This is a genomic window from Prevotella sp. AM23-5, assembly GCF_003473645.1.
Taxonomy (GTDB): domain Bacteria; phylum Bacteroidota; class Bacteroidia; order Bacteroidales; family Bacteroidaceae; genus Prevotella; species Prevotella copri_A.
In genome coordinates this window covers 1-1,516 of sequence record NZ_QUCG01000163.1, presented here as the reverse complement: position 1 = coordinate 1,516, position 1,516 = coordinate 1, and the positions used below count along the sequence as shown (strand labels likewise).

The following is a 1,516-nucleotide window of genomic DNA, read 5'->3' as shown; positions in this document are numbered from 1 at the left end:
TTGGATGATAGTTGCGGATTTTAGGATTAGTAGTCAACAAGATTGATAGCAAAGAAGCTACAAGAAGAATCAACGCTTTAATAGATTCCATCAACTCCAAAACATTATGGAATGATAAGGTTAAGTTCTTAAAGAATGACGCAGCGAATGAGAGTTTGGAAAATATGACGAAAGCCGTTTCTGCCGTTTATAACATCAAACCTTCTGAATTTAAAAAGGTTGAAGAGTTGGAAGATGTGACTTTTAATAAAAAGAAAGGAGGTTCTATTTTTTGGGAAAAGTATAGAGAGAACGAAACTGATACTATTGAGATAGGTACGATAAATAGACATGGTAAAATCGCAAATATCGTAAGAACTTACGAGGAAAGCGGTTGGAAATCACTGACTACCTATTATATCAATGGATATAAGACAGGAGGTAAGGATAAGTCCGTTCTACAGATGTTTGATAAGCTTGTAAAAGCTGGAAAGATTAAATAATAACTTCAAAGGCTACTCTTTTTGGGATAGCCTTTTTTATTTGTTTACACGCAATCTATTATTTTCTATTAAAACCCGAATAATCTCCGTAACTTTGCAAATAATAATTATTAAATGGTAAAGTTATGGCAAGAGAAAAGAAAATATCTCAGAGTCCGAACGTTGAAGATAAAAAGCTCTTTTTGAAGATTGGTGAATACGCCGATATTGATATTACAAGGCTTGAATACAATGACGGACAGTTGGAAGGAATCAGTAAGAACCCTCGCTACCTTAAAGAAAGCGAGCACGATAAACTCAAAAAGTCACTTACCGATAGCCCCGAGTTCCTGGAGTATAAGCCATTGATGGTTTATGCTATGGATAATGGTAACTACGTCACTATCTGCGGTAATATGCGTCTTCGTGTCGCCAACGAGCTTCGCCTTGATGGTCATTCCGAGTTCGATACCATCCCTTGTGTTGTCCTTAAAGCAGATACACCTATTGAAAAAATCAAGGAGTATGCTATCAAGGATAACGTGCAAGCAGGTAATTGGGATTGGGATGAGCTTGCCAATGGTGAATGGGAAACCGATGATTTGCAGAATTGGGGCGTTGATTGTTCTTTTCTCAATACCGATGAGGATGATACCGATATTGATGAGCTATTCGAGGATGCCCAAAATACCGAGAGCAAAGTTAAAGATATTAAGCTCTCCGTCCATATTCCACCAGAGTTGGAAGATAAGGTAGATGAGATTAAGGAGATTATCAAATCTGCCGTTTCCGAATACGAAGGTGTGGAAATAAAATAATAGAGATATGGAAGTCTATCTTGCGGGAGGGCTTACTGGAAATCTTAGTAAGTTTTGGAAAAGTGTTAGTATGGAATTATATATAGCAGGGACTTTAAGCAGACCCTATGTTTATGAAAAGGCTATGGGAGTTTTTTTAGCAGGCGAACCCCCATTAAAGAACGGCAAGGATACCGATTGGGAAGGACTAAATATATTGGAAACTTACTATCAATAGTTCGTTAAAATTTGAGATAA

3 protein-coding genes are annotated in these 1,516 nt (G+C 37.1%); all 3 read left to right on the top strand.

The features are described 5' to 3' along the window. Positions 1-11 precede the first annotated feature (11 nt). The 3 genes from DW657_RS17305 (at position 12) to DW657_RS17295 (ending at position 1,496) form a co-directional block, all read left to right on the top strand. A complete protein-coding gene (locus tag DW657_RS17305; protein WP_118313574.1) occupies positions 12-482 on the top strand; it encodes a hypothetical protein in 471 nt (156 codons plus the stop codon). A 125-nt stretch (positions 483-607) separates the two neighbouring features. Continuing rightward, positions 608-1,279: a hypothetical protein gene (locus tag DW657_RS17300; RefSeq protein ID WP_118313573.1), complete on the top strand. Its 672-nt coding sequence runs from the start codon at positions 608-610 to the stop codon at positions 1,277-1,279. A gap of 7 nt (positions 1,280-1,286) precedes the next feature. Next, on the top strand, positions 1,287-1,496 hold the full coding sequence (locus DW657_RS17295; protein WP_118313572.1) for a hypothetical protein: 210 nt from the start codon (positions 1,287-1,289) through the stop codon (positions 1,494-1,496). Positions 1,497-1,516: the final 20 nt, after the last annotated feature.